Source organism: Streptomyces sp. DSM 40868 (assembly GCF_011820545.1).
GTDB lineage: Bacteria > Actinomycetota > Actinomycetes > Streptomycetales > Streptomycetaceae > Streptomyces > Streptomyces eurythermus.
Window position 1 is genome coordinate 3,126,525 of the sequence record NZ_CP050504.1, and the last position, 19,765, is coordinate 3,146,289.

The window sequence follows — 19,765 nt, forward strand, 5'->3', positions numbered from 1 at the left end:
CCGGACAGACCCGGGGCGCGCAAAGGGGCGGCACCCCCCGCACTGGGGTGCCGCCCCTTCTCTTTCGTGCGCCGGGGCCGTCGTCGATCGGTGAGGGTCGGGGACCGGCGACGGCTCCGGGGTCCGGGGGTCAGCGGTGGTCGCTGCCCGCCGACTGGGTGGCCGCGCGGCCCGCTTCCAGGCGGGCGACCGGGATGCGGAACGGGGAGCAGGAGACGTAGTCCAGGCCCGCCTCGTGGAAGAAGTGGACCGACTCCGGGTCGCCGCCGTGCTCGCCGCAGACGCCCAGCTTGAGGTCGGGGCGGGTGCGGCGGCCGGCCTCCGCGGCCGACTTGACCAGGGAGCCGACGCCGTCCTTGTCGATCGTCTCGAACGGGCTGACGCCGAAGATGCCCTTCTCCAGGTACGCGGTGAAGAACGAGGCTTCCACGTCGTCGCGGCTGAAGCCCCACACCGTCTGTGTCAGGTCGTTCGTGCCGAAGGAGAAGAACTCCGCGGCCTCGGCGATCTCGCCCGCCGTGAGGGCGGCGCGCGGGAGTTCGATCATCGTGCCGATGGCCAGCTTGAGCTTCGTACCCGTCGCCGCCTCGACCTCCGCGACGACCTGGTCCGCCTCCTCGCGGACGATCTCCAGCTCCTGGACCGTGCCGACGAGCGGGATCATGATCTCCGCGCGCGGGTCGCCCTTGGCGGCCTTGCGCGCGGCCGCCGCCTCCGCGATCGCGCGGACCTGCATGGTGAACAGGCCGGGGATGACCAGGCCGAGGCGTACGCCGCGCAGGCCCAGCATCGGGTTCTGCTCGTGCAGCCGGTGCACCGCCTGGAGCAGCCGCAGTTCGTTCTCGTGCGGCTCCTGCCGGGACTCCGCCAGGGCCACCCGGACCGACAGCTCCGTGATGTCGGGGAGGAACTCGTGCAGCGGCGGGTCCAGCAGCCGGATCGTCACCGGCAGGCCGTCCATCGCCTCGAACAGCTCCACGAAGTCCTGCTTCTGCAGCGGCAGCAGGGCCTTCAGGGACGCCTCGCGCTCCTCCTCGGTGTCGGCCAGGATGAGGCGTTCGACCAGCTCGCGGCGGTCGCCGAGGAACATGTGCTCGGTGCGGCACAGGCCGATGCCCTGGGCGCCGAAGCGGCGGGCGCGCAGCGCGTCCTCGGCGTTGTCGGCGTTGGCCCGTACCCGCAGCCGGCGCTTGCGGTCGGCGAAGGCCATCATGCGGTGCACGGCCTCCACCAGCTCGTCGGCGTCGTCGGCGCCCGGGTGCATGCGGCCCTCGAAGTACTCCACGACCGGGGACGGCACGACCGGGACCTCGCCCAGGTAGACCTTGCCCGTGGAGCCGTCGATGGAGATGACGTCGCCCTCCTCGACGACGTGCCCGCCGGGGACGGTCATCCGGCGCCGCTTGGTGTCGACCTCCAGCTCCTCCGCGCCGCACACACAGGTCTTGCCCATGCCCCGGGCGACCACGGCCGCGTGGGAGGTCTTGCCGCCCCGGGAGGTGAGGATGCCCTCGGCCGCGATCATGCCGTCCAGGTCGTCGGGGTTGGTCTCCCGGCGGACCAGGATGACCTTCTCGCCCGAGCGGGACCACTTCACGGCCGTGTACGAGTCGAAGACCGCCTTGCCGACCGCCGCGCCCGGCGAGGCCGCGATGCCCCGGGCCACCTGCTCGACCTTCGCGTGCTCGTCGAAGCGCGGGAACATCAGCTGGGCCAGCTGGGCGCCGGTGACGCGCTGAAGCGCCTCCGTCTCGTCGATCAGGCCCTGGTCCACCAGCTGCGTGGCGATCCGGAAGGCCGCGCCCGCCGTGCGCTTGCCGACGCGGGTCTGGAGCATCCACAGCCGGCCGCGCTCGATGGTGAACTCGATGTCGCAGAGGTCCTTGTAGTGGTTCTCCAGGGTCTCCATGATCTTCATGAGCTGGTCGTACGACTTCTTGTCGATCCGCTCCAGCTCGGCGAGCGGGACGGTGTTGCGGATGCCCGCGACCACGTCCTCGCCCTGGGCGTTCTGCAGGTAGTCGCCGTAGACGCCCTGGTGGCCGGAGGCGGGGTCGCGGGTGAAGGCGACGCCGGTGCCGGAGTCGGGGCCGAGGTTGCCGAAGACCATCGAGCAGACGTTGACGGCGGTGCCCAGGTCGTGCGGGATGCGCTCCTGACGGCGGTAGAGCTTCGCGCGGTCGCCGTTCCAGGAGTCGAAGACCGCCTTGATGGCGAGGTCCATCTGCTCGCGCGGGTCCTGCGGGAACTCCCGGCCGGCCTCCTTCTTGACGATCTTCTTGAAGGTGGTGACCAGCTTCTTCAGGTCGGCGGCCTCCAGGTCGGTGTCGACCGTGACCTTCTTGGCGGCCTTCGCCTTGTCGAGGGCGTCCTCGAAGAGGTCGCCGTCGACGCCGAGGACGGTCTTGCCGAACATCTGGATGAGGCGGCGGTAGGAGTCCCAGGCGAACCGCTCGTCGCCGGCCTGCTCGGCCAGGCCCCGCACGGAGGCGTCCGACAGGCCGATGTTCAGGACGGTGTCCATCATGCCGGGCATGGAGAACTTGGCGCCGGAGCGGACCGAGACCAGCAGCGGGTTGTCCGCCTGGCCCAGCTTCTTGCCCATCTTGCGCTCCAGGGCGTCGAGGTGCGCACTCACCTCGTCACGCAGTGCCGCCGGTTCCTCGCCACTGTCGAGGTAGACCTTGCATGCCTCCGTGGTGATGGTGAAGCCGGGAGGGACCGGCAGACCGAGGTTGGTCATCTCGGCGAGATTGGCACCTTTGCCGCCGAGGAGGTCCTTGAGGTCCTTGTTGCCCTCGGTGAAGTCGTAAACGAACTTCGGCGCGTGGGGTTCTTTGTTTTCCGACACGGGTCTCGACTCCTTGAGGCCACGGTGGCTGCCCTGACGGCGAGGAACATACCCAGATCGAAGGTGGTTGGGTACGTCTGCTTGCGCGTCATGTGCCTGTAACCACCTGTCCGCCAGCGGATCGAAAGTCAAAGCTTGGCAAGCCTGACGGAGATTATGTTTTCACTTCTTGAACGCACCGTCGCCCATAGGCGCGGTTTCCCGCTCAGATGAGCGCCGACCGGCACGACTGATTTCGATCGCTGAACGATCAAGGGGTGGCACCCAGTGCCACCCCTTGGAGAAGTGCAGTCGTGCATGATCCGCTCATCTGAGCGCTACCCCTATCAAGGGTGGCGAGAATCACGCTGCCACAAGGCGCCGAATTCCACCATGCGGACGACGCCTCGGACACCAGTCGGAAGCGGAAACACCGCCGTCACACCCGCCCAGGGTCGGGTTGCGGAACCTCCCCCTCACATCCCCATCGCCGCGAGCCGCTCCTCCACCCGCTCCGGTGCGTACAGGTGCTCCACCACCATCGCCCCGGCCCCGACCAGCCCCGCCCGGTCACCGAGCCGGGAGGTGACCACGTCCAGGTGGGCCGTGGAGCGGGGCAGCGCCCGCTGGTAGAGCAGCTCGCGCACGCCGGTCAGGAACGGCGTCCCGGCCAGGTCGCCCGCGATCATCAGCACGCCCGGGTTGAGCAGGGTCACCACCGTCGCCAGCACGTCCCCGACCCGGCGCCCGGCCTCCCGCGCCAGCGCGGCGGCCTCCGGGTGCCCGGCCGCCAGCAGGTCCCGTACATCGGAGCCGGAGGTGGCCGGCACCCCGGACGCGGCCAGCCGCCGGGCCACCGCGCCACCGCTCGCGACCGCCGCCAGGCAGCCCTGCGAACCGCACCGGCACAGCGCGTCGGCGCCGACCCGGATGTGCCCGATGTCGCCGGCGCCGCCGTCCACGCCCCGGTAGACGGAGCCGTCCACGACCACCCCGGCGCCGATACCGGTGGACACCTTGACCAGTACGAAGGCCGTGCAGTCGGGGTATCCGGTGCGCTGCTCGCCGTAGGCCATGAGGTTGGCGTCGTTGTCGACCAGCACCGGCACGGCGGGCGCCCCGGTGCGCTCGGTGAAGGCACGGGACATCCGGCCGCGGATGTCGTAGCCGTCCCAGCCCGGCATGATCGGCGGCTGCACCACCCGGCCGGTCTCGCTGTCCACCGGGCCCGGCACCGCGAGCCCGATCCCGCACACCTCCTCGGCCCCGTGCCCGGCCTTGGTCAGCAACTCCTCGAACCAGCCGCCCAGTTCGCCGAGGACCGCCTCCGGCCCCTCCTCCACCACCAGCGTGCCGGCCTGCTCGGCGAGGATCTCTCCGGTCAGCGAGAGCACGGCCGCGCGGGCGTGCCGGGTGTCCAGGTCGGCGGCGAGGACCACCGCGTGGGAGTCGTCGAACTCCAGCGTGATGGAAGGGCGTCCGCCGAGCGGCGAGTCGACCGGGCCGCCGGCGCCCTCGCGCAGCCAGCCCGCCCGGAACAGCCGGTCCAGGCGCTGGCCGACGGTGGCGCGGGACAGTCCGGTCGCCTGCTGGAGCGCCCCGCGCGTCACGGCCCGGCCGTTGCGCACGAGGGCGAGCAGATCGCCGGCTCCCGCCTGGCCTCCGCTCCTGCCGCTCCTGCCGGCCCTTCCCGGGCGTCCGGTCATGCGCACCCCCTTGTGTTTCTCCAGCTTGCCTTACATATTGAGTTTTGCGTGTTAAATAGACGTAACCCTACGGTGGCCGCAGCCGAACTCGCGCGGCCGGACGTCTTCGGGGAGCCCCGAGTGGATCGCACCGCCCAGCTCAGTACCCGTCCCTTCCCGTACGAGATCGCATACGATCCACCGACCGCACCGCCGTCCCCGCACGTCAGGGCCGCCCGGGTGCTGGCGGCGAACTGGACCGGCGCCTCCACGGTCCCGTCCAGGAAGCTGTACCCGCACCAGTGGTCCTGGGACTCCGCGTTCATCGCGATCGGGCTGCGGCACGTCTCACCGGCCCGGGCCCAGACGGAGCTGGAGACGCTGCTGGCCGCGCAGTGGGCCGACGGGCGCGTCCCGCACATCGTCTTCAACCCCTCCGTCCCGCTCGATGCCTACTTCCCGAGCCCCGACTTCTGGCGCTCCTCCACCGCCGGACGCGCCGCGGGCGCCCCGCGCACCGTACAGACCTCCGGCATCGTGCAGCCACCGGTGCACGCGCTGGCCGCCTGGCTGGTGCACCGCGCCGACCCCGCCCTGTCCCGCTCCCGCGGCTTCCTGGCCCGGGTCTACCCGAAGCTGGCCGCCTGGCACCGGTATCTGCTGCACCGGCGCGACCTCGGCGGCGCCGGACTGGTGTCCGTGGTGCACCCGTGGGAGCAGGGCATGGACAACAGCCCCTGCTGGGACGCCCCGCTGGCCCGGATCACCCCGGCCCCGGCCCGCTCCTTCCGCCGCGCCGACCTCGACCACGGCGCGGCGGAGGACCGGCCGACCGATCTGGACTACGGCCGGTACGTGCGGCTGGCCGCCGACTACCGGGACCGTGAATACGCCGATGACGGCGGGGAGTTCGCCGTGGAGGACCCGGCGTTCAACGCCCTGCTGATCGCCTCCGAGCACGCCCTCGCGCGGATCGCCGAGGAGCTGGGCGCCGCCGGTGCCGCCCGCCGGGAGCGCGCCGAGCGGCTGACGGCGGCCCTGGTGGAGCGGCTGTGGGAGCCGGCCGCCGGGATGTTCCTGTGCCGGGACCTGCGCGGCGGCGGCCCGCGGCCCGAGCGCTCGGTCTCCGGGCTGATCCCGCTGCTCCTGCCCGGTCTGCCCCGCGATGTGGCCGCCGCGCTGGTGGACACCCTGCGCGGGCCGCACTTCTCGCTCGGCGGCCGCACCCGGCTGGTGCCGAGCTACGACCTGCTCGGGGAGGCGTTCGACCCGCACCGCTACTGGCGCGGCCCGGCCTGGTTCAACACCAACTGGCTGCTGGAGCGCGGGCTGCGGGCGCACGGCGAGACGGCCGCGGCCGACGCCCTGCGCACGGCGTTCCTGGACCTGGCCGACGCCACCGGCTTCGCCGAGTACGTCGACCCGTACACCGGCGAGCCCTGCGGGGCGACCGGCTTCAGCTGGACGGCGGCGCTGGCACTGGACCTGTACCACCGCGAGCCCGCATCACAGACGCGTCAAAGGCCGGACAAGAGCCCGTCAAGGGACGTGTCCGCGCCCGGCACCGGCACGTTCGACAGGAGTGACCAAGGAGGGGACCGGGGATGACGGACCGGCATCATCTGCTCGTGCACGGCGCCACCTTCGCCGCCGTGGGCGACCGCGGTGACATCAGCGGGGTACGCGGCGGCGGCTTTCCGGACGGGTTGTTCGTCCGGGACGCCCGGCACCTCAGCCGCTGGCAGCTCACCCTCGACGGGGCGGTGCCCGAGGTGCTCAGCCCGGTGACGGACGGGGACGAGGCGCGCTGCGTGCTGGTCCCGCGCGGTGGCCGGCAGGAGCCGCCGGCCTGCACCGTCTTCCGTGAACAGGCCGTCGGGGACAGCTCGTTCGTGGAGTCGCTGAAGGTCACCAGCAACCGTCCGGTGCCCATCACCGTACGACTCGCGCTCACCGTCGACGCCGACTTCACCGACCAGTTCGAACTCCGCTCCGACCACCGCACCTACGTCAAGACCGGCGTCGTACGCTCCCGTCAACTCCTGCCCGACGGCATCGAGTTCGCCTACCGCCGGGCCGACTGGCGGTCCCGCACGGCGATCACGGCCGACCCCGCCCCGGACGCCGTGGAGGAGACCGGCACCGGCGCCCGCCGCCTGGTGTGGTCCCTCGACGTCGCGCCGCACGGCACGACCGAGCTGCTGCTGCGGGTGATCGCCCGCCCGCACGGCGAGAAGCGCGCGCTGCGCGTGCCCCGCGACCCGGCCGCCGTGCACCGTCAATTACGCGCCCGGGAGGAGCAGTTCGCCGAAGGGGTGGCCTTTCCCACCGGCTGGCCGGAGCTGGCCGCGGCCTGTGTCCGGGGCCTCGCCGACCTCGCCGCGCTCCAGGTGCCGGCCGGCGGACCGGACGGCGAGGACCTGCGCGTCCCGGCGGCCGGCGCGCCCTGGTTCCTCACCCTGCTGGGCCGGGACGCGCTGATCACCTCCCTGTTCGCCCTGCCCTACCGCCCCGGTCCGGCCGCCGCCACCCTGCTCGCCCTGGCCGCCACCCAGGCCACCGGCACCGGTGACGCCCCGGTCGCCCAGCCCGGCAAGATCGTGCACGAGGTGCGGCACGGGGAGCTGGCCCACTTCGGGCAGGTGCCGTTCGGCCGCTACTACGGCTCGGTGGACGCCACCCCGCTGTTCCTCGTCCTGCTCGGCGCGTATGTCGAGCAGACCGGGGACACGGCCCTGGCCCGCCGGCTGGAGCCGCACGCCCGGGCCGCCATCGGCTGGATGCTCGACCACGGCGGGCTGACCTCGCGCGGCTATCTCGTCTACCGCGCCGACGAGGGCGGCCTCGCCAACCAGAACTGGAAGGACTCCCCCGGCGCGATCTGCTGCGCCGACGGCACCCGGCCCACCGGCGCGGTGATGGCGGCGGGCGCGCAGGGCTACGCGTACGACGCGCTGCGCCGTACGGCGTCGGTGGCGCGCGGGGTGTGGGGCGACGAGACGTACGCGGCGCTGCTGGAGCAGGCGGCGGCCGATCTGCGGGACCGGTTCCAGCGGGACTTCTGGATGCGGGAGCGGTCGTTCCCGGCGCTCGCGCTGGACGGCCAGGGCCGCCAGATAGACGCGCTGGCCTCCGACGCCGGGCATCTGCTGTGGTCGGGGCTGCTGGACAAGGAGTACGGCGAGGTGGTGGGCCGGCGGCTGCTGGAGCCGGACTTCTTCTCCGGCTGGGGCGTGCGCACGGTGGCCTCCGGGCAGCCGGCCTACCATCCGCTGTCCTACCACCGCGGCTCGGTCTGGCCGCACGACAACGCCCTGATCACGCTGGGCCTGGCCCGCTACGGGCTGCACGACGAGGCCCGTACGGTGGCGCACGCGCTGCTCGACGCGGCGGCGGTGACCGGGTACCGGCTGCCGGAGGTGTGGGCCGGGTACGGGCGGGACACGCACGGTGAGCCGGTGCCGTACCCGCACGCGTGCGGCCTGGAGGCCCGGTCGGCGGCGGCGCCGCTGGCCCTGCTGACGGCGGTCGGGGGCGTCTGAGCGCACGGTGTCCCGCGCTCCCCGGTGAACAGCGGGCCGCCGTGCGCCGTACCGAGGGGCATGCGTCAGTCAGTCGTGGTGGTGGCCGGGGAGCGCGAGTCCGTCGTACGCGGGGTGGGGTGGCGGTGGCCGGGCAGGGCGCGGGCGCTGTCCGGCGCCCTGACCGGGCTCGCCGCCCTCCTCGTGCTCGCGGCGCTCGTCATGCCGGACTCGGCGGACCGGCTCGGGCCGGCCGCCTTCGTCCGCATACCGGCGGAGGCCGTCGTCGGGGCGGTGGTGCTGCCCGCGCTGCCGCGCCGGCCCCGGGTGGCGGTGGCGGCGGGGTGCGGGGTGCTGCTCGCGGCGCTGACCGTGCTGAACGCGCTGGACATGGGCTTCCGGCAGTATCTGGGCCGGACGTTCGACGTGGTGCTGGACTGGAGCCTGCTGGGGGACGCGGAGTCGTATCTGGAGGACTCCCTCGGCTCCGGAACCGCCCGCGCCGCCGTGGCGGGGGCCCTCGCCCTGGTCCTGCTGCTCTTCGTGCTGCTGGCGCTGTCCGTGGTGCGGCTGACCGAGCTGCTCGCCCGGCACCCCGGCACCGCCCGCCGCTCCACCCTGATCGCCGCCGTCGCGTGGGTCGCCTGTGCCTCGCTCGGCCTGGCGCCGGCGGCCGTGCCGCTCGCCTCCCACCGCACCGTGACCGCGCTGCGCGGCCAGGTGCACCGGGTCTCGGACACGCTCCGGGACGAGGCGGAGTTCCGGAAGGTGGCCCGGGCCGACGCGTTCGGGAACACCCCGGGCGAGAGGCTCGTGCCGGACCTGCGCGGCAAGGACGTGATCTTCGCGTTCGTCGAGAGCTACGGCCGCAGCGCGATCGAGGACCCGGTCATGGCACCCGGCGTGGACCGGATGCTCGACGCCCGCACCAAGGCCCTGGCCAAGGCCGGTTTCCACGCCCGGAGCGGCTGGCTGACCTCGGCGACGTACGGCGGCAGCAGCTGGCTGGGCCACTCCACCACCATGTCGGGGCTGTGGATCAGCAACCAGCAGCGCTACCGCACGGTCATGGCGAGCGACCGCCTCAGCCTGACGGGGGCGTTCCGGAAGACCGGCGCGTTCGAGACGGTCGGGGTGATGCCCGGAGTCCAGAAGGGCTGGCCGGAGCAGAAGTGGTACGGCCTGGACAAGGTCTACGACGCCTTCCGGCTCGGCTACCGCGGTCCGAAGTTCAGCTGGTCGACCATGCCCGACCAGTACGCGCTCCAGCAGTACCAGGAGCGGGTGCACGGCAGGCGGCCGGCCGCGGGCAAGGGGCGGATGTCGCTGCTCGTCCTGACCTCCAGCCACCAGCCCTGGGCGCCGGTCCCGAGCATGGTGGACTGGGACCGGCTCGGCGACGGCTCGGCCTTCAAGGCCATGGAGGCGGCGGGCGCCAAGGCGGCGGACGTCATCGCCGACACCGCCAAGTCCCGCGCGGAGTACGGCAAGTCGGTCCAGTACTCGGTGACCGCGCTCACCGAGTGGCTCCAGCGGTACGGCACGAAGGACACCGTGCTGGTCTTCCTCGGCGACCACCAGCCCATCGCCCGGGTCAGCGGCACCCACGCGAGCCGGGACGTGCCGGTGTCGCTCGTCGCCAAGGACCCGAAGCTGCTGGACCGGACAGCCGACTGGCACTGGACCGACGGCCTGCGCCCCGCCCACGACGCCCCGGTCTGGAAGATGAGCGCCTTCCGCGACCGCTTCCTGAGGGCGTACGGCTCGACACCGGGACCGGGGAAGAACTGACGGCGAGGCCGGGGTCCGGGGCGGAGCCCCGGGGATGCTCAGCCGCCGGAGGTGTCCAGCTCCGCGTCCTCCCCGACGCCCGAGCAGTCGTACGGGTCCTTCAGCCACCCGTCCGGCAGCACCACCCGGTTGTTGCCGGAGGTCCGCCCCCGCGGCCCCTCCGCCCCGGCCGGCCACGCCTGGTCCAGGTCCAGCTCGTCCAGCCCGGCCCGCAGCTCCTCCAGGGACGAGGTGATCGCGAGCCGCTTGCGCATCTCGGAGCCGACCGCGAAGCCCTTCAGATACCAGGCGACGTGCTTGCGGAAGTCCACCACACCCTTGGACTCGTCGCCGCTCCACTCCCCGAGCAGCGTGGCGTGCCGCACCATGACGTCGGCGACCTCCCGCAGCGTCGGCCGTACGAAATCCTCCGTACGCCCCTCGAACCCGGCCACCAGGTCCGCGAACAGCCACGGCCGGCCCAGGCAGCCCCGGCCGACCACGACCCCGTCGCAGCCGGTCTCCCGCACCATCCGCAGCGCGTCCTCGGCCGACCAGATGTCGCCGTTGCCGAGCACCGGGATCTCCGGCACATGCTCCTTCAGCCGGGCGATGGCGTCCCAGTCGGCGGTGCCGCCGTAGTGCTGGGCGGTGGTACGGCCGTGCAGCGCGATGGCGGTCACCCCCTCCTCGACGGCGATACGGCCGGCGTCGAGGTAGGTGATGTGGTCGTCGTCGATGCCCTTGCGCATCTTCATGGTCACCGGCAGGTCCCCGGCGCCGGAGACCGCCTCGCGCAGGATGGCCCGCAGCAGGTTCCGCTTGTACGGCAGCGCGGAGCCGCCGCCCTTGCGCGTCACCTTCGGCACCGGGCAGCCGAAGTTCAGGTCGATGTGGTCGGCGAGGTCCTCCTCCACGATCATGCGGACGGCCTTGCCGACGGTCACGGGGTCGACGCCGTACAGCTGGATCGAACGCGGCCGCTCGCTCGCGTCGAACCTGATGAGCTGCATGGTCTTCTCGTTGCGCTCGACCAGCGCCCGGGTGGTGATCATCTCGCTGACGAAGAGTCCCTTGCCGCCCGAGAACTCCCGGCACAGGGTGCGGAAGGGGGCGTTGGTGATCCCCGCCATGGGTGCGAGCACGACGGGCGGCGTCACGGCGTGCGGTCCGATGGTCAGCGGGTGGGTCATCGTCAGGGCTCCGGGACGGATCTACGGCGACAGGGGCGAGGCTCCATTGTCCCTCACCCGGCGGGGCGCTCGTCGGGCAGTTCCGCGAGCCGCTCCAGCCGCTCCTCGCTCTCCTCGTCGGCGGGCAGGTAGGCGACCACCCGGTGGGCCGGGGACTGCGGGGCCAGCCACATGTTCCGGTGCTCCAGCCGGATCAGCCCGACCCGGGGGTGCCGGTACCGCTTGACGTGCGGGGACATCGGCGCGACCTCGTGCCGCTCCCACAGCTCCCGGAACTCGCCGGAGGCCCGGAGCAGCCGGTTCAGCTGCTGCTTCCAGGCGGGCTCGGCCACGTGCTCGGCCATGCCCGCGCGGTACTTGGCGATCAGGTCGCGCAGCATCTCGTCCCGGTCCAGGAAGTCCCGTTTCCAGCGCTCGCTGGTGGTCAGCAGCCACAGGCAGTTCCGGTCGGCCGGGGGCAGCTCGGCGGGGTCGCCGAAGAGCTGGGCGTAGGGGCGGTTGGCGGCGAGGACGTCGTAGCGGGCGTTCTGCAGGGAGGCCGGGTAGGGGGCGAGCCGTTCGACGACCTTGAGGGCGGTCTTGGCGGCGACCGGGTACTCCGGCCCGGAGCGCGGGTCGTGGGTCCCGGCCAGGGCGAACAGGTGGGCGCGCTCGGTGGGGTCCATCAGCAGGGCGCGGGCGACGGCGTCCAGCACCTGCGCGGAGACATGGGCGGCGCGGCCCTGCTCGATCCACGTGTACCAGGTGACGCCGACCGCGGAGAGCTGGGCGACCTCCTCGCGGCGCAGTCCGGGGGTGCGGCGGCGGGGGCCGCGGGGCAGGCCCACCTGCTCGGGGGTGATCCGCTCGCGCCGGCTGCGCAGGAAGGCGGCCAGTTCCCGGCGCCGTGTCTCCGTCTGCTGCTCGGGCACTGCGATGGTCATGGCACCAAGGGTGCCGTCCGGCGGTATCCCTGTGCCAGTTGGTGCCGGTACCCGGATAACCACCGTCTGGTACCCGGCTGCGGACCCGGCGCAGAGTCGGGGCGTGACCACGACGACATCCTCTGCGACCGCCGCCCCGCCGCGGGCGGCCCTGACCCCGCTCGGCCTGTTCACCCTGCTGCTCGGCGCCGCCCTGCCGATGATCGACTTCTTCATCGTCAACGTGGCGCTGCCGACGATCGAGCACGATCTCGACGCGCCCCCGGCGACCCTGGAGATGGTGGTCGCCGGGTACGCCGTGGCGTACGCCGTGCTGCTGGTGCTGGGCGGCCGGCTGGGGGACACATTCGGCCGGCGGCGGCTGTTCCTGTGGGGGGTGGCCGGTTTCGGGCTGACCTCGCTGGCCTGCGGGCTGGCACCGGGGGCATGGTGGCTGGTGGCCGCGCGGGTGGCCCAGGGCGCCGCGTCGGCGCTGCTGCTGCCGCAGGTGCTGGTCACCATCCACGCCACGACGTCCGGCGAGCGCCGGGCCCGCGCGGTCGCCCTGTACGGCTCGGTGGGCGGGGTGTCCATCGTGCTCGGGCAGGTGCTGGGCGGGGTCCTGGTCGCCGCCGACCTCGCGGGCACCGGCTGGCGGGCGGTGTTCCTGGTGAACGTGCCGGTGGCGGTGGCCGGGCTGGGCTGTGCGCTGCGGTCGGTGCCGGACAGCCGGGCCGAGCGCCCCGCGCGGGCGGACCTGGCGGGTACGGCGCTGCTGGCGGCGGCGCTGTGCGCGCTGCTGCTGCCGCTGACCGAGGGCCGGGCGGCGGGCTGGCCGCTGTGGTCGGTGCTGCTGCTCTGCGCCGCGCCGCTGTGCGCCCTGGCCTTCCACCGGGTGGAGCGGCGCGCGGAGCGCACCGCCGGGAGCCCGCTGCTGCCGCCGTCGCTGCTGGCGTCCCCGGAGGTGCGCCGGGGCCTGCTGCTGGGGCTGCCGGTGTTCGTGGGCTTCGCGGGCTGGATGTTCGTGACGGCGGTCACGCTGCAACAGGGTCTCGGGTACGGGGCGTTGCGGGCGGGGCTGGCGCTGGTGCCGATGGGGGTGGCGCAGTTCGGCGCGTCGATGCTGGCGCCGCGCGCGGTGGCGCGGTTCGGCGGGCGGGCGGTGGCACCGGCGGCGGTGGCGCACATCGCGGGCCTGGCGACGATGGCGGCGACGGCGCTGCTGGGCCCGTGGCCGCACCTGAGCCCGCTCGCGCTGGCGCCGGGGCTGGCGCTGTGCGGGATCGGCCAGGGACTCGAGCTGCCGCTGTACTTCCGGTTCCTGCTGGCGGCGATCCCGGACCGGCTGGCCGGGACCGGCAGCGGACTCGCGGCCACGCTCCAGCAGTCGTGCCTGGCGGTCGGGGTGGCGACGCTCGGCTCACTGTTCCTGTCGCTGGTCCCCGGGGCCGGGATGCGCGGGGCGCTCGCGGTGGTGCTGGCGGTGCAGGCGGCCGGGCTGCTGGGGCTGATGGTGCTCGGCCTCCGACTGCCCGGCAAAGATCATGTATGACTCATTAGTTAGACACACTATCGACACGGGCGTACGATGGCGGACATGCCCGAGTTGAGCCATCGCCGCCGCATGCTCGTGCTCGCGATCTGCTGCATGAGCCTGCTGATCGTGAGCCTGGACACCACCGCGCTGAACGTGGCACTGCCCGCGATGCAGCGCGACCTGGAGGCCACCACCTCCGGACTCCAGTGGACCATCGACGCCTACACGCTCGTCCTGGCCTCGCTGCTGATGCTCGCCGGCTCCACCGCCGACCGGATCGGCCGCAAGCGCGTCTTCATGGTGGGCCTGGCGGTGTTCACCGCGGGGTCGGTGCTCTGCTCCCTCGCCCCGAACCTGGAACTGCTCGTCGTGTTCCGCATGGTCCAGGCGGTGGGCGGCTCGATGCTCAACCCGGTCGCCATGTCGATCATCACCAACACCTTCACCGACCCCCGCGAGCGCGCCCGCGCCATCGGCGTGTGGGGCGCGGTCGTCGGCATCTCCATGGCGGCGGGCCCGCTGGTCGGCGGACTGCTGGTGCAGTCGGTGAGCTGGCGCGCCATCTTCTGGCTCAACCTCCCGGTCGGCCTGGCGGCCCTGCTGCTCACCCTGCGCTACGTCCCCGAGTCCCGCGCGCCCCGCGCCCGCCGCCCCGACCCGGTCGGCCAGCTGCTGGTGATCGCCCTGTTCGGCGCGCTGACGTACGCGATCATCGAGGCCCCGGAATCCGGCGCCGGTCCCGTACTCCCCTTCGCCGCGATCGCGGTGGCCGCCCTGCTGGCCCTGCTGTGGTACGAGCCCCGGCGCGCCGAACCCCTCATCGACCTGCGCTTCTTCCGCTCGGCTCCGTTCAGCGGCGCCACCGTGATCGCGATCAGCGCGTTCGCGGCCCTGGGCGGCTTCCTGTTCCTGTCCACGCTGTACCTGCAGAACGTGCGCGGCCTCGACGCCCTGCACGCGGGCCTGTGGATGCTGCCGATGGCCGTGCCGATGTTCCTGTGCGCCCCGCTGTCCGGCCGTCTGGTCGGCAGCCACGGCCCGCGCGTCTCCCTGCTGGTGGCGGGTGCGGCGATGACCGCGAGCGGTGTCCTGTTCGCCGCGTTCGAGGCGGAGACGGACAACGCCACCCTGCTGCTCGGCTACGTCCTCTTCGGCATCGGCTTCGGCTTCGTGAACGCGCCGATCACCAACACGGCGGTGTCCGGCATGCCCCGCGCCCAGGCGGGAGTCGCCGCCGCCGTCGCCTCCACCAGCCGGCAACTGGGCTCCACGCTCGGCGTCGCGGTGATCGGCGCGGTCCTCGCCTCCGGCATCGGCTCGTCGCCGTACCGCCGTACGTTCGTCCCGGCGGCCCGCCCCGGCTGGTGGATCCTCGCCGGCTGCGGCCTCGCCGTCCTGGTCCTCGGCCTGCTGACCAGCGGCCGCTGGGCACGCCGGACGGCCGAGCAGACGGCGGCGAGCCTGGAGACGCCGGAGATACGCCCGGTGGTGGAAGCGGCGCCGAAGGGGGCCTGACGCGGGCGGTCACCGCCAGGCGGTGGCCTCGGTCGCGTGGATGCAGTACCGCTCGAAGGTGCTCTTGCCACCGGGCTTCGGCACGGCGCACGCGGTGACCTGGAACTCGTCGTCGGGGACCGACACCATGTGGGTGAACTGGTCGTGGTCGTAGGCGATCTCGGCGGTCCGCGTCTTGCCGCCCGTGACACTGACGGTCACCTGGTCTCCGGGGCTCCCCTTCTCGATCTTCGCCCAGACCGCCTCGCAGTCCTCGCTGTAGCGGATCTGGAGATGCGCGGGATTGCCCACGGTGGGCTTGAACGTCCCCGCGTCCTCGGCGCACCCCTGGTTCTGCGGGTTCTTGCCGTCGCAGGCCGCTCCGTCGCCGGGGCAGGACGGCTCGTCGAACAGCGAGTTCAGCACGTGGTCCCCGACCGGGGTCACCACGGCGGTGACCACCGCCCCCACGATGGCGACCGCGTAGGCGAGCGCCGCCGGCCCACTGAGCCATTTCTTCCACCAAGGGGGCCGCGCCGGGGAGTTCGGCGGGTCGCCCGGTGTTGGGGAGTTGTCGCCGGGGTCGGCTGGTGGCGTGGGGTTGCCACCGGGGTCGGCTGGTGCCGGGGAGTTGCCACTCGGACCGGCCGGTGCCGTGGAGTTGTCGTCAGGGTTGGCCGTAGTCATGAGAACACTCACCTTGATGTGCCGCTCCTGACGGCCAGGATCGCCCTGCCCCCGCCGCGGCCGTAAGGCGCACACGGGAGCAAGGGAGCGCAACGGCCCCCACCACATGCGCCCCCACACGCCCACTCCGCACCGCCAGATGGCCGCCCGAGCCGACTCCTCGTAAATGGCTCGGAGTTGTTTCCGCGACTCACGAACTGGCGCGGGCGATGCACTACGCTGCCCGGAAGGCCGTTTCTGCGGGGCAGAGCGTCTCGCACTCCCTTTCCCTCGAAAGGACCGCCGCTCTCGTGATCGACGCGTCCGTTCAGGCCATTCCCGGGCTGCTCGTCTGGTTCGTTCCGATCGCCCTGTGCTTGGCGGTGCCGACAGCTCTGATCGCGTGTGCGCGCCGGAAACCGGTCACGGTGCGCGTACTCCTGGCAGTCTGTTCCGCCGGCATCCTCGCCGTGACATTGCTGCCGGCGGACGGCGGGCCCGTCGGCGACGGAGCGGTGTGCGACCTGAGTTCGCCATTTCCTCAAATGCCGACCTCTTCCAGCGCGCTGCTGAACGTTGCCCTGTTCGCCCCGGCCTCCTTCTTCGCCGCTCTCGTCTTTCCGCGCCCCCTGACCATCCTCGCGGTCACGTCAGTGGGAAGCGGGCTCATCGAACTGTTCCAGGCGGAGGGGGCCATGGGCCGCTCGTGCAGTGCTACGGACATCGTTGCCAATACGACCGGTTCACTGATCGGAGTGGCGGCGGGAACCGTATGGTGCCGGCGTACCGGGCGGCGGGTCACGGGAAGGGCCAAGCGTGATGCGCTCTGGGGCGCGACTCTCGCCGTTACGGGCTCTGCCGCCTTGGCCGCTACCTTCCCCTCCTCCGTCACTCCCTACATTCCCCTGACAGAGCGTCCGGGATTCGCGGCCGAGCAGCGCGCTATCGAGGGCGCGGACACATGGATCACCGAGGCCGCCGCGTACGTCTTCGGAAAGGGAACGCGGGTCGAACAGACCGTTGTCGCGAAGCACAGTGGACTAGTGACGGCAAAAACCAACAGGGGCGGGATCACCGGATGGTGGCCTGAGAAGAAATTGGAAGAAGCCGCCTCCACGGACAACAGGGCAGAGCCCGGCTCCCTGAATCAGACCCAGGCCGAAGAGGTCTCGACCCGCTTCGTCCGCCGATGGTTCCCTGCCGAGGTGCTCGGCGCCAAACGAACCGTCCATGTCAGCGGATCAGGGAACAGCGCGGTCTACCTGTTCGCGTACCGTCGGTACACCAAGGGACTGATGATGCCTATGCGGCTGAACGTCACGGTGACCTCAAGCGGGCGCATCATGAACTTCACCGCCCGCGCGCTGAAGGACCCCAAGCTGCCCGAAAGCACCGTGTCGAAGGACGAGGCAGCGCGGCTTGCCCGCACGTACACGGGCCACACCGCCCAAGGCGCGGTACTCCTGGCCCGGAAGGTCAAGGGCCAGGGCTGGCGTCCCGTATGGATGATGGGTGCCGAGAACGGCGACGTGTCCATCGACGCCGTCACCGGCCTACGGATCCCCCAAGGCGCCTTGGCCCGCTATCCGGCCGACGTCCGGATGTCGCCGGCTTCCCGGCGGTAGCTTGGTCGGCATGGTGAGTGAACACCTGGGGGACCGGATCGCCCGCTTACGACGGCTCGCCGACCTCACCCAGGAGGCGCTGGCGGAACGGTCCGGAGTATCCGTGGATCTGGTGCGGAAGCTGGAGCAGAAGCGGAAGCACAGTGCCCGGCTGCCGACACTGCACGCCCTGTCCGGGGGCCTGGGAGTGGAACTGACCGCGCTCTTGGGAGACCCTCCCGCCATACCGTCGACGGGCGAGCCCGACCCACCGCAGATGGTCGCTCTGCGTCGCGCGATCATGCCTCCGCTGTTCGTTCCTCCTCAGGAGCCGAAGGGGGTCGAAAGGCTGTCCCTGCCCCTCCTCTGGCGTGAGATCGCCGACGGCTGGACGCTGTACCACGACGCGCAGTTCGGGCGCCTCATGGAGGTGCTGCCCGGCATGATCGATGACGCCCGGTTCGCCGCCGCGGTCGGCACCACCGACGAGAGGGCGGCCGGTGAATCCGCCCTGGGCAAGACCCTCCAGCTGGCGGGGCACCTTGCCATCCGCCTCGGAAAGACCGACCTCGCGTTGAGCGCCCTGGAACGCGCCATGAACGCCGCCCAGAGGTCCTCCGACCCGCTGCTGGCCCGCATGATCAGCAACTCTGTCGCCTGGAACTACCAGCGCCAGAACCGCTTGGACGACGCCGAGCACCTTGCCGTCCGTGCGGCCGACGGACTGGAACGCGAACGCGGCAGGAGTGCCGAGCACTTGCGCGTCTGGGGCGGCTTGATCATGTCGGCCGCCACGTCCGCCGCCCGCTCCGGCGACTACGACACCGCCAGCGACATGATGCGCACCGCCGAGGACGCCACCCGCCGGCTCACGGCGCTCGCGCCCCCGGCGGACGGCAGGATGGTCTCCGTCTTCAGCGGATCGTCCGTCCGCATCGAACGCGTCCGCCTCGCCGTCCAGCACGCGCGCCCGGAAGAGGCGTTGAGCCTCGCGAAGGGGATGCGGCTCGGTACGGACATCCCGTCGTCGTGGCGTACATGGCTGCTCCTGGACGTGGCTCGGGCCCACACGGACATCGGGGACGCCGAGGGCGCCGTCAAGACCCTTGAGAAGCTGCGGCGGACCGCCCCCACATGGATGCGGCACCATACGCACGCCGTGGCCATCGTGACCGACCTCTGGGCCGTCCCGTACCGGCCACCAGGGCTGCGAAAGCTCGCCGAGTTTCTGGGAGTCGCGACTTAGCGTGACAAAAGTGGGACGCTCCGTCCCTGTTGTCGACCGACGCCCGGCGGGAGGGTCTTCCGGCAAGGACCCCGCGACCGGACGACCGGCCGGGGGTATGGCCACCAACCCCGTGGAGGTTGCTGACAGTGCCCAAAGCCACAGCGAACCGCCCCCGTCTGTCGCCCTGGTCAGAGAACGGCAAGCGTGTGTATTTGCACGCCGGTGATCCCAAGGGCGTCATCAGCCGGCTCGCCGACGAGATGGAGGAAGCCCAACTCGGCGCCGGGCGGGAGGTTCTGGGAGCGGCCCGGACGCTGCTGGACGACCCGGACGCGTCCCGGCCTGAGCTTCGCTTCACCGCGACACGGCTGACGGAGTGCCTCTTCGACGCTCTCCGCATCGCCGAGTCACGCGGCGAACGCCTCGCCGACGACGAAGACGAGGGCGAGGCAGAGGACCGGTGAGCCGCGCGGTGCTCCGCTTCGTCCCGCACACGCTACGAAGTCTTCTGCGCGGCCGAGCCGAGCGCGTGCGCGGAGACGTCAGGTCCGGAGGACGACCGGGACGCCGTTCGGGACTGGTGCCTGCGCCACACCGGCCGTACCGGGCACGACCTGTTCCGCCGCGTCGTCACGGATCACGCGCGGGTGACACGCGACGCGTGACGCTCGGCTCACCGGACACCCCCGTGCCGGTCCGGCGCCCCCGCGGCGGAAAGCCAGGGACCTACCCCGCCGCCCTCAACCCCCGCACCAGCAACCCCACCACCGCCTCGAACTCCTCCTCGATCCCCGGCGCCGTCCACTCGCGGGCGTACCCCGGGTCGTGGAAGCGGCCCGTCGCGTGGAAGACGGCGCGGGCCGTCGTGGCCGGGTCGGGGGCGGTGAAGTCGCCCGACTCCGCGCCCGCGGCGATGATCCGGGTGAGCTGGCCGGTGAGGTCGGCGATGTGGTCGTGGACCACGCCCCCGAGTTCGTCGACGAGCACGGTGTACGTGGCGAACAGCTCGGGGTCGTCGCCCGCCTTGTGCCGCTTGGCCTCGAAGAGGGCGGCGAGCCAGTCCCGCAGCCGCTGCTCGGGGGAGCGGTCCTCGGCCATGACGATCCCGGCCAGCCGCTCCGAGGTGCGGTCCAGCCAGCGCTTGGTCACCGCCTCGCGCAGCGCCGCCTTGGTGCGGAAGTGCCGGTAGACGCTGCCATGGCTGACGCCGAGCGCGCGGGCCACGTCGACCACGGTGGCCTTGGCCGGGCCGTGGCGGCGCAGCACCTCCTCGGTGGCTTCGAGGATGCGCTCGGCGGTCAGGGTCTCGGTGGTCGAAGGCATGCCTAGACGGTA

Annotated in this window: 14 protein-coding genes; 8 read left to right on the top strand and 6 right to left on the bottom strand. The window is 72.2% G+C overall.

Annotated elements, in window-relative coordinates; genetic code table 11:
* Positions 1-130: 130 nt before the first annotated feature.
* On the bottom strand, positions 131-2,851 hold the full coding sequence (gene ppdK, locus HB370_RS14085; protein ID WP_030777126.1) for a pyruvate, phosphate dikinase: 2,721 nt from the start codon (positions 2,849-2,851) through the stop codon (positions 131-133).
* A gap of 455 nt (positions 2,852-3,306) precedes the next feature.
* Entirely contained in the window at positions 3,307-4,536 is a 1,230-nt protein-coding gene (locus HB370_RS14090; RefSeq protein ID WP_030777128.1) for an ROK family protein, read from the bottom strand.
* 120 nt (positions 4,537-4,656) lie between these two features.
* Between HB370_RS14090 and HB370_RS14095 the strand changes: the two genes are divergently transcribed.
* From HB370_RS14095 to HB370_RS14105, 3 genes are all read left to right on the top strand, one after another.
* On the top strand, positions 4,657-6,123 hold the full coding sequence (locus tag HB370_RS14095) for a trehalase family glycosidase (protein ID WP_063766406.1): 1,467 nt from the start codon (positions 4,657-4,659) through the stop codon (positions 6,121-6,123).
* Positions 6,120-8,057: a glycogen debranching N-terminal domain-containing protein gene (locus tag HB370_RS14100; RefSeq protein WP_030777131.1), complete on the top strand. Its 1,938-nt coding sequence runs from the start codon at positions 6,120-6,122 to the stop codon at positions 8,055-8,057. The genes HB370_RS14095 and HB370_RS14100 overlap by 4 nt, the downstream gene beginning before the upstream one ends.
* Before the next feature lie 201 nt (positions 8,058-8,258).
* On the top strand, positions 8,259-9,827 hold the full coding sequence (locus HB370_RS14105; protein WP_051815343.1) for a hypothetical protein: 1,569 nt from the start codon (positions 8,259-8,261) through the stop codon (positions 9,825-9,827).
* Positions 9,828-9,865: 38 nt separating this feature from the next.
* On the opposite strand, the gene dusB is transcribed toward HB370_RS14105, so the two are convergent.
* Both dusB and HB370_RS14115 read right to left on the bottom strand, forming a co-directional pair.
* Entirely contained in the window at positions 9,866-10,999 is a 1,134-nt protein-coding gene (dusB, locus tag HB370_RS14110) for a tRNA dihydrouridine synthase DusB (RefSeq protein ID WP_030777136.1), read from the bottom strand.
* Positions 11,000-11,052: 53 nt separating this feature from the next.
* Positions 11,053-11,922, bottom strand: coding sequence for a helix-turn-helix transcriptional regulator (locus tag HB370_RS14115; protein ID WP_030777138.1), 870 nt, complete (start codon positions 11,920-11,922; stop codon positions 11,053-11,055).
* Here HB370_RS14115 and HB370_RS14120 point away from each other — a divergent pair.
* Together HB370_RS14120 and HB370_RS14125 are read left to right on the top strand one after the other, a co-directional pair.
* Positions 11,921-13,453: an MFS transporter gene (locus HB370_RS14120; RefSeq protein ID WP_078637352.1), complete on the top strand. Its 1,533-nt coding sequence runs from the start codon at positions 11,921-11,923 to the stop codon at positions 13,451-13,453. The two genes, HB370_RS14115 and HB370_RS14120, sit on opposite strands and share 2 nt — an antisense overlap.
* A 45-nt stretch (positions 13,454-13,498) precedes the next feature.
* Positions 13,499-14,953 (top strand): MFS transporter, encoded by a 1,455-nt coding sequence (locus HB370_RS14125; protein ID WP_030777142.1) that lies wholly within the window; start codon positions 13,499-13,501, stop codon positions 14,951-14,953.
* Positions 14,954-14,962: 9 nt separating this feature from the next.
* Here HB370_RS14125 and HB370_RS14130 read toward each other — a convergent pair whose 3' ends face one another.
* Positions 14,963-15,619: a DUF2690 domain-containing protein gene (locus HB370_RS14130; protein ID WP_078637353.1), complete on the bottom strand. Its 657-nt coding sequence runs from the start codon at positions 15,617-15,619 to the stop codon at positions 14,963-14,965.
* Positions 15,620-15,909: 290 nt separating this feature from the next.
* Between HB370_RS14130 and HB370_RS14135 the strand changes: the two genes are divergently transcribed.
* The 3 genes from HB370_RS14135 (at position 15,910) to HB370_RS14145 (ending at position 18,894) form a co-directional block, all read left to right on the top strand.
* A complete protein-coding gene (locus tag HB370_RS14135; protein ID WP_157855537.1) occupies positions 15,910-17,223 on the top strand; it encodes a VanZ family protein in 1,314 nt (437 codons plus the stop codon).
* Between the two features lie 10 nt (positions 17,224-17,233).
* The gene (locus tag HB370_RS14140) at positions 17,234-18,448 is read left to right on the top strand and encodes a helix-turn-helix domain-containing protein (protein ID WP_030777150.1); all 1,215 of its coding nucleotides are present in this window, start codon (positions 17,234-17,236) and stop codon (positions 18,446-18,448) included.
* Positions 18,449-18,636: 188 nt separating this feature from the next.
* The gene (locus HB370_RS14145; protein ID WP_244405523.1) at positions 18,637-18,894 is read left to right on the top strand and encodes a hypothetical protein; all 258 of its coding nucleotides are present in this window, start codon (positions 18,637-18,639) and stop codon (positions 18,892-18,894) included.
* Positions 18,895-19,156: 262 nt separating this feature from the next.
* On the opposite strand, the gene HB370_RS14150 is transcribed toward HB370_RS14145, so the two are convergent.
* Positions 19,157-19,753 carry a TetR family transcriptional regulator gene (locus HB370_RS14150; protein WP_030777155.1) on the bottom strand — a complete coding sequence of 199 codons (597 nt, stop codon included), beginning with the start codon at positions 19,751-19,753 and terminating at the stop codon, positions 19,157-19,159.
* Positions 19,754-19,765: the final 12 nt, after the last annotated feature.

Coding starts and splice junctions, on each gene's coding strand:
- HB370_RS14105 (WP_051815343.1), top strand. CDS start 8,259: ATGCCGGACTCGGCGGACCGGCTCGGGCCGGCCGCCTTCGTCCGCATA.
- HB370_RS14100 (WP_030777131.1), top strand. CDS start 6,120: ATGACGGACCGGCATCATCTGCTCGTGCACGGCGCCACCTTCGCCGCC.
- HB370_RS14090 (WP_030777128.1), bottom strand. CDS start 4,536: ATGACCGGACGCCCGGGAAGGGCCGGCAGGAGCGGCAGGAGCGGAGGC.
- HB370_RS14125 (WP_030777142.1), top strand. CDS start 13,499: ATGCCCGAGTTGAGCCATCGCCGCCGCATGCTCGTGCTCGCGATCTGC.
- HB370_RS14120 (WP_078637352.1), top strand. CDS start 11,921: ATGGCACCAAGGGTGCCGTCCGGCGGTATCCCTGTGCCAGTTGGTGCC.
- HB370_RS14140 (WP_030777150.1), top strand. CDS start 17,234: ATGGTGAGTGAACACCTGGGGGACCGGATCGCCCGCTTACGACGGCTC.
- dusB (WP_030777136.1), bottom strand. CDS start 10,999: ATGACCCACCCGCTGACCATCGGACCGCACGCCGTGACGCCGCCCGTC.
- HB370_RS14115 (WP_030777138.1), bottom strand. CDS start 11,922: ATGACCATCGCAGTGCCCGAGCAGCAGACGGAGACACGGCGCCGGGAA.
- HB370_RS14150 (WP_030777155.1), bottom strand. CDS start 19,753: ATGCCTTCGACCACCGAGACCCTGACCGCCGAGCGCATCCTCGAAGCC.
- HB370_RS14130 (WP_078637353.1), bottom strand. CDS start 15,619: ATGACTACGGCCAACCCTGACGACAACTCCACGGCACCGGCCGGTCCG.